At 64.9% G+C, this 7,386-nt stretch carries 7 protein-coding genes; 5 read left to right on the top strand and 2 right to left on the bottom strand.

The window, feature by feature from the left end:
- Positions 1-34: 34 nt before the first annotated feature.
- Positions 35-1,849: a DUF885 domain-containing protein gene (locus AC07M1_RS05200; RefSeq protein ID WP_495161502.1), complete on the bottom strand. Its 1,815-nt coding sequence runs from the start codon at positions 1,847-1,849 to the stop codon at positions 35-37.
- Positions 1,850-2,155: 306 nt separating this feature from the next.
- Here AC07M1_RS05200 and AC07M1_RS05195 point away from each other — a divergent pair, with 306 nt between their 5' ends.
- Both AC07M1_RS05195 and glnA read left to right on the top strand, forming a co-directional pair.
- A complete protein-coding gene (locus tag AC07M1_RS05195; protein ID WP_495161501.1) occupies positions 2,156-2,494 on the top strand; it encodes a P-II family nitrogen regulator in 339 nt (112 codons plus the stop codon).
- Between the two features lie 71 nt (positions 2,495-2,565).
- Positions 2,566-3,978: a type I glutamate--ammonia ligase gene (gene glnA / locus AC07M1_RS05190; RefSeq protein ID WP_495161500.1), complete on the top strand. Its 1,413-nt coding sequence runs from the start codon at positions 2,566-2,568 to the stop codon at positions 3,976-3,978.
- Between the two features lie 134 nt (positions 3,979-4,112).
- On the opposite strand, the gene AC07M1_RS05185 is transcribed toward glnA, so the two are convergent.
- Complete coding sequence (locus tag AC07M1_RS05185; protein ID WP_495161499.1) at positions 4,113-4,739, bottom strand: TetR/AcrR family transcriptional regulator; 627 nt, start codon at positions 4,737-4,739, stop codon at positions 4,113-4,115.
- A 97-nt stretch (positions 4,740-4,836) separates the two neighbouring features.
- On the opposite strand from AC07M1_RS05185, the gene AC07M1_RS05180 reads away from it, so the two are divergent.
- The 3 genes from AC07M1_RS05180 to AC07M1_RS05170 all read left to right on the top strand — a co-directional run bounded on the left by AC07M1_RS05180 (position 4,837) and on the right by AC07M1_RS05170 (position 7,343).
- A complete protein-coding gene (locus tag AC07M1_RS05180; protein ID WP_495161498.1) occupies positions 4,837-5,574 on the top strand; it encodes an SDR family oxidoreductase in 738 nt (245 codons plus the stop codon).
- On the top strand, positions 5,571-6,716 hold the full coding sequence (locus AC07M1_RS05175) for an MFS transporter (protein WP_495161497.1): 1,146 nt from the start codon (positions 5,571-5,573) through the stop codon (positions 6,714-6,716). Before AC07M1_RS05180 ends, AC07M1_RS05175 begins: the two co-directional genes overlap by 4 nt.
- 93 nt (positions 6,717-6,809) lie before the next feature.
- On the top strand, positions 6,810-7,343 hold the full coding sequence (locus AC07M1_RS05170; RefSeq protein WP_495161496.1) for a contractile injection system tape measure protein: 534 nt from the start codon (positions 6,810-6,812) through the stop codon (positions 7,341-7,343).
- Positions 7,344-7,386: the final 43 nt, after the last annotated feature.

The following is a 7,386-nucleotide window of genomic DNA, read 5'->3' as shown; positions in this document are numbered from 1 at the left end:
GCCGGTGCCGCCGGTTCAGCTTCGCTGAACCGAACTATTTTGACGCCGCGATCCAGTCGTCGACCTTCTTCTCCAGCACCGGCATCGGCAGCGCGCCGGTGTCGAGCACCACGGCATGGAAGGCGCGCGGGTCGAACTTGGCGCCCAGCGCCGCCTTCGCTTTGGCCTTGGCCTTGAGGATGGTCAGCTGGCCCACCTTGTACGCCAGCGCCTGCCCCGGCATCGCGATATAGCGCTCGACCTCGGCGATCGCGTCGGTCTTGGGCATCGGCGAGTTGGCGAGCATGTAATCGATCGCCCGCTCGCGGCTCCAGCCCTTGGCGTGGAGGCCGCTATCGACCACCAGCCGCATCGCGCGCAGCATCTCGTCGCTCAGGCCGCCCATCCGCTGGTACGGCTCAACCGCGACGTCGAGTTCCTTGTACAGCGTCTCGGCATAGAGCGCCCAGCCTTCGACAAAGGCGGTGTTGCCGCCGAAGCGCATGAAGGCGGGAAGCTTGTCATTCTCTTGCGCCAAGCTGATCTGGAAATGATGCCCCGGCACCGCTTCGTGCAGGTAGAGCGTCTCCATGCCCCAGGTGTAGCGCACGGGCAGATCATGAGTGTTGTAGAAGAACACGCCCGGCCGCGAGCCGTCGGGCGTGCCCTGAACATAGCTGCCCGCCGCGTCGCCCTCGGCGCGGTAATCCGGGACCGGGCGGATCTCGAGCGGGGTCTTGGGGATTAGCGAGAATTGCTCGCGCACGCGCAGGTCCACGCGCTTGCCGATCGCCTCATAACCCTCGCGCAGCGCCTCGGCGCTCTTGGGCTGGAAGCGCGTATCGGTGCGCAGGAAGGTGAAGAATTCGGACAAGGTTCCGGTGAAGCCGACCGCTTTCTTCTGCGCCTCCATCTCGGCGAGGATGCGCTTGACCTCGGACAGCCCCAGATTGTGGACATAGTCGGCGGTCAGCGGCAGCGTCGTGTTGCTCTCGATCGCGTAGTTGTACACCGCCGCGCCACCGGGCAGCGCCGAAGTGCCGACGCTGTCGCGCGCGGCCGGGAGGTACTCGTTGGCCAGGAAGTCGCGCATCTTCTTGTGCGCCGGGATGATCACGTCCCTGATCTGCGCCGCATAGGCCGCGCGCAGCCGCGCCTGATCAGTGTCGCCGACACCGTCCGGGAACTTCTTGACCGGCGCGTAGAAGACCGAGTCCTCAACGCCCTGCGCGATCAGCTTGTCAAACTGCCCGACCATGTTGCGCACGACCAGCTTGGGTTGGACAATCCTGCGCTTGATGCCCTCACGGAACAGGTCGATTACCCGAACATAGGTCGCCGCATATTCCACGTTGCGCTTGAGGTTGTTGTCATAGTCCGCAACCGTCTTGAACGGCGCCGCTCCCTGCCCCGACGCAAAGTCGGGATAGAAGGTCTGGAAACCGGTGAAATGATCCATCGGCAGGTATTTGCTGACACCCATGATCGCAGGGGCGAAGCCCTTGAGGCTGCGCTCCTGATCCGCCTTGAACACGTCATAGGCGATCTTGTTCACCGCGTTCAGCTTCGTACGATCGATCCGCCTTAGCGCGGCGAGATCCGCCTCCGTCGCCGCTTTCTCCGCCGCGGTATAGGCATCGGTATAGTAATTGCCGAGGCGGTCGGCGTAGCGCAGGTCACCGCGGAAGATCGCCATCAGCGGCTGGCGCTTCAGCATCGCCTCGTCGCTCGCGTGGAACAGCGCCTTGAGCTTGGCATCCTCGGCGCTTTCGCCCGGCTGAGCCGCCGGAGCCTGCTGCGCGAACGCGGGAGCGGAAACAACGGCACTGCCGGCAAGCAGGCCGGCGAGCATCAGGCGAGCGTAACGCATATGGAGAAGTCCCCCGAACAGGTGTGATAGCAAACCGCTACACCTGCCCCATTCGCGCTGCAAGACTGCCCCGCAATCGCGCAGAATTTGGCCACACCTGCTCAATAATCAGGCAGCGGCGAACACTTCTTCGACGCCGCACAGCGGAATCTCTCGCCCGGGATTCTGGCACGCCTCGTGCAACCCGCGCGATAAGGGGCGTTTCGCTTGATCCCAATCCCTGCCTTCGCCAAGCATCGGCGCGGGACCAGGTGGAGTCGGGGCGAAGGAGAACAAGCCCCGCTTGAAACGAAGGAATGACAGGCCGTGAAAAAGATCGAAGCCATCATCAAGCCGTTCAAGCTGGATGAGGTAAAGGAAGCGCTGCACGAGGTTGGAGTTTCGGGGATCACCGTCACCGAAGCCAAGGGGTTCGGGCGCCAGAAAGGCCATACCGAGCTGTACCGCGGCGCCGAATATGTCGTCGACTTCCTGCCCAAGGTGAAGCTGGAGGTCGTGGTCGAGGACGCCCTGACCGACCGCGTGGTCGAGGCAATCGCCACCGCCGCGCAGACCGGTCGTATCGGGGACGGCAAGATCTTTGTCACCGCGATCGAGACCGCGCTGCGCATCCGCACCGGGGAGCGTGACGACAACGCGATTTGAGGCGCGTCATCCGGACGTGACGTACCGCAGTTATTTTCAGAAGACTTGAGTTGAGAAAGGGCTTGGTTCCAATGGCTAACACCGCCGCCGACATTCTGCAGATGGTCAAGGATCAGGAGATCGAGTGGATCGACCTGCGCTTCACCGACCCCAAGGGCAAGTGGCAGCATCTGACCATGGTCGCCAGCATCCTGGGCGAGGACGAATTGACCGACGGCCTGATGTTCGACGGTTCGTCGATCGAGGGCTGGAAGGCGATCAACGAGTCCGACATGATCCTGAAGCCGGATCTGGACGCCGTCTGGACCGATCCGTTCAGCGCCACCCCGATGTTGATCCTGGTCTGCGACATCGTCGAGCCCTCGACCGGTGAGCTCTACGCCCGCGACCCGCGCTCGACCGCCAAGCGCTCGGAGGCGTACCTCCAGTCGCTCGGCATTGGCGACACCGTCTATGTCGGCCCGGAAGCCGAATTCTTCATGTTCGACGACGTCCGCTTCGAGAACACCTATTCCTCGAGCTATTATCAGCTCGACGATATCGAGCTGCCGGGCAACTCGTCCAAGCAGTATGAGAGCGGCAATATGGGCCACCGCCCGCGCGCCAAGGGCGGCTACTTCCCCTGCGCGCCGGTCGACAGCGCCGTCGACATCCGCGGCGAGATGGTTTCGACCATGCTTGAAATGGGTCTGCCCTGCGACAAGCACCACCATGAGGTCGCTGCCGCGCAGCACGAACTGGGCCTGACCTATGGCACGCTGGTCCAGACCGCCGACCGCATGCAGATCTACAAGTATGTCGTGCATCAGGTCGCCCATGCCTATGGCAAGACCGCGACCTTCATGCCCAAGCCGATCAAGGAAGATAACGGCTCGGGCATGCACACCCACTTCTCGATCTGGGATGGCGGCAAGCCGTTGTTCGCGGGCAATGGCTATGCCGGCCTCAGCGAGATGTGCCTCTACTTCATCGGCGGCGTGATCAAGCACGCGAAGGCACTCAACGCTTTCACCAACCCGTCGACCAACAGCTACAAGCGTCTGGTCCCGGGCTATGAGGCACCGGTGCTGCTCGCCTATTCGTCGCGCAACCGTTCGGCCTCGTGCCGCATCCCTTACGGCGCCGGCACCAAGTCGAAGCGCGTCGAGTTCCGCTTCCCCGACGCGCTGGCCAACCCGTATCTTTGCTATGCGGCGCTGCTGATGGCCGGTCTCGACGGCATCCAGAACAAGATCCATCCGGGCGACCCAATGGACAAGAACCTCTACGACCTGCCGCCCGAGGAACTGGCCGAAGTGCCGACCGTGTGCGGTTCGCTCCGCGAGGCGCTCGACAGCCTGGAAGCGGACATGGACTTCCTGCTCAAGGGCGACGTGTTCTCGAAGGACCAGATCGAGGCCTATATCGAGATCAAGCGTGCCGACGTCGCGCGCTGGGAAATGACCCCCAGCCCGGTCGAGTTCGACATGTACTATTCGTCGTAAGACGACACCCCTTCCAAGCGCCCCCTCCACCGGACGGGGCGCCGGACAGCGAGACGCCCGGACCTAGCGGTCCGGGCGTTTTCGTATGCGCGCTCACGCGCGTTGGCGGACCCAATTGTCCGGGCGCTTTCGCATCAACTGTTCAGCCTCCGCAAGCCGCACCAGCCAAGCATGCCCCCGCGCGCCGCCGCCTCCAGCGCCGTGCGGTCCGCACCATCGCGCGCCAGGACCGACATCCCGGTCTGCACGCTCAGCAGGAACGCCGCGGCGCCCGCGACGTCGAAGCCAGCTGGCAACTCCCCATCGGAAACCGCACGCGTCAGCCGTTCGCCGATCTCGCCAAGGCTGGCGCGACGCCGCGCGCGTAGCTCGCCGCGCGCCGGATCGCTTTCGCCATCCTCATGCTGGGCACCCAGCACGATCAGGCAGCCGGCCGGATCACCTGGCGTCGAATAGGATCGCGCGGTCGCGTGCAGGAACGCCTCCACCGCGGAGTCGATCGCCGGGATGTCACGCAGCGCGTGCCAGATCTCGGTGCCGTGATGCTCGGCATAATGCGCCACCGCCTCCCGGAACAACGCCTCCTTGCTGCCAAACGCCGCGTAGAGGCTCGGCGCGTTGATCCCCATCGCCGCCGTAAGTTCGGCGAGCGACGTGCCCTCATAGGTCTTGCGCCAGAACAGCCGCATCGCCTGCTCCAGCGCCGCATCGCGGTCGAACCCGCGCGGCCGGCCACGCTCCACCCGTTCGATCTTCGTCACGCCGCCTCCTTTCTGTAGCAATCGATATAGAAAGTAGTTGACGCGGGAACAAGTCGATCCATATCTGTATCACTCACTACATAAATGGAGTTTTCAAATGCGATTGGAAGGAAAGCGCGCGCTCGTCACAGGCGGCAGCCGCGGGATCGGGGCCGCGATCGCGCGGCGGCTGGCGACCGAAGGCGCGGATGTCGCGATCACTTACGCATCTGCGACCGACGCCGCAGCCAGCGTCGTCACGGATATCGAGGCAATGGGCCGCACCGGACTCGCAATCGCGGCGGACAATCGCGACGCCACCGCGATCGAGGCAGCGGTGGCGCAGGCCGCACAGGCGCTCGGCGGGATCGACATCCTCGTCAACAACGCCGGCATCTTCATCGCCGCCCCGATCGACGAGCTCAGCCTTGAGGATTGGGATACGACGATGGCGGTCAATCTGCGCGCGGCCTTCGTCGCGGTACGCGCGGTGCTCCCGCATATGGGTGATGGCGGGCGGATCATCGCGATCGGCAGCAACCTCGCGCTCCAGGCCCCATCGCCCGGCCTGACCGCCTACAATGCCAGCAAGGCCGGCATCGCGATGCTGCACCAGGCACTGTCCCGCGACCTCGCCCCGCGCGGCATCACGGTGAACACCGTGAACCCGGGATCGACCGATACCGACATGAACCCGGCATCGGGTCCGCACGCCGCCGATCAGATTGCGCTGACTTCGCTCGGCCGGTTCGGCAGCACGGAGGATATCGCATCCGCCGTCGCCTATCTCGCTTCGCCCGAGGCACGATCGGTGACGGGCACCGGCCTGCTCGTCGACAGCGGCGCCAACGCGTGACCCGCATCGCGGCCGCGCCGCTTATCTTCGGCGCGGCCGTGATCGTGGCGACGGAGTTCGTCGTCATCGGCCTGCTCCCCGCCATGACGGCGGAGCTACATCTGTCGCCGGTTCAGGCGGGATTGCTCATCACCGTCTTTGCGCTGGCATCCGCCCTGTTCGGACCGGTGCTGGTGGCGGCAACGACACGATTTCCTACCAACCTCGTCCTCACCACGGCATTGCTGCCCTTCGCCGCGAACCTGCTCCTGCTCACGATACCCAGCTTTCCCCTCGCGATCGCGCTTCGTGTGCTCCAGGGCGCGACACTGCCCGTGTTCATGAGCCTCGCCGGCGTCCTGCTGGGAGCCAGCCGCGGCACCGGCAATGGGATCGCGCTCCTCTATGTGGGCGTGACCATCGGTGGAACCCTCGCGCCGCCGGCAGGCAATTTCATCGCCGCGTATCTTGGTTGGCAGGCACCGATGGTTGCAACCGGCGCGCTGGCATTGGCCGCGGCTGCGGGCTGTCTGACGGTATCCGGCACCAGTACCGATCGCGCCGAAGCCCCATGGCGCCTTCTGGGCCGCCCGGCGTTGCGACGGCACCTGCTCCTCTCCACCCTCGCCTTCGCGGCCATGTTCACGGGCTTCAGCTATATTGGCTTGCTGCTCCGCCAGACCGGGTTCGACGACGACGGTGTCACGCTTGCCTTGCTCGCCTTCGGCATCGCTGGGCTTGGCGGCAACTGGCTGGCGGGCAGGTTGGCATCGCACGCACTGGCAGCAACCGCCGCCTCAGCGCTTATCGCAGCGGGGATGGCGCTGCTGGTCGCCGCGGGCATGGCACGATTCGCGGCGGGACTCGCCGTACTGATCTGGGGCGCCGCGCATGCTGCCAGCTTTGTCTTCTGTCAGGTCCGCGTCATGAACGCCGCAGCGGACGCCCCGGCCTTTGCCGGCTCGCTCAATATCTCGGCAGCCAATATCGGCATCGCGCTCGGCAGCCTCCTCGGTGGCAAGACGATCGAACTAGGCGGCACCTTGAGCGCCGCGACAACCGGGGGGGTGCTCGCACTGCTCGCCGTCGCGCTCGCGATGGCGCTCGAAAGGGCCACCCTCGCGCCGGCAACGCCCCTCAACCCCGATATCGCGGCAGAGTGATCCGTCCCGGACATCGAGCGCCAAAGACATCACCCTTTCCTCCACCTAAGGTGCCGGCCGCGCGCGAGACCGCGCTTCCAGGGAGAAGGGTGGATGTCCGTAGAGACCGAAACAATCGAGCCACCCATCTACATCGACAATGCGGGGCTGGTTCTCCTTTCCCCCTTTCTTCCCCACCTCTTCGAACGGCTCGATTTGCTGGACGGAAAGTCGAACCCGCAAGTCAGCGATCCCGATAAACGGTCGCGCGCGGTCCACCTGCTCCAATATCTCGTCACGGGTCAGCTCGACACGCCCGAGTCCGAGCTGACCCTCAACCGGCTGCTGGCTGGGATCCCGGTCTCGGCGGCCATCGCGTCGGGCATCGACGCCTCGGCAGACGATCTGGAGATTTGCGACAGCCTGCTCGCCGCGACGATCGGCAACTGGCCGATCATTCGAGGCACATCGCGGGACGGCTTGCGTGAAACCTTCCTTCAGCGCGAAGGCCGTCTGCGACAGCTGGACGAGCGGTGGCAGCTCACCGTCCAGCGCAAGACGGTGGACGTACTGGTGGACCAGATCCCGTGGGGCTTCGCGACAGTCTTTCACCGCTGGATGCCCGGCGCGGTTCACGTCACCTGGTGAACCGGGATCGACCGTCGCCACCGCACCGCTGTGTCACCGGGGC

The sequence above is a fragment of the Sphingomonas sp. GW821-FHT10C01 genome, assembly GCF_059415525.1.
The sequence above is the reverse complement of the archived record's forward strand: the minus strand, read 5'-3'. Positions and strand labels throughout refer to the sequence as shown.

What these genes read in the sequence shown, in the direction of transcription:
- glnA (WP_495161500.1), top strand. Translation starts at nt 2,566, where the DNA reads ATGGCTAACACCGCCGCCGACATTCTGCAGATGGTCAAGGATCAGGAG.
- AC07M1_RS05200 (WP_495161502.1), bottom strand. Translation starts at nt 1,849, where the DNA reads ATGCGTTACGCTCGCCTGATGCTCGCCGGCCTGCTTGCCGGCAGTGCC.
- AC07M1_RS05180 (WP_495161498.1), top strand. Translation starts at nt 4,837, where the DNA reads ATGCGATTGGAAGGAAAGCGCGCGCTCGTCACAGGCGGCAGCCGCGGG.
- AC07M1_RS05170 (WP_495161496.1), top strand. Translation starts at nt 6,810, where the DNA reads ATGTCCGTAGAGACCGAAACAATCGAGCCACCCATCTACATCGACAAT.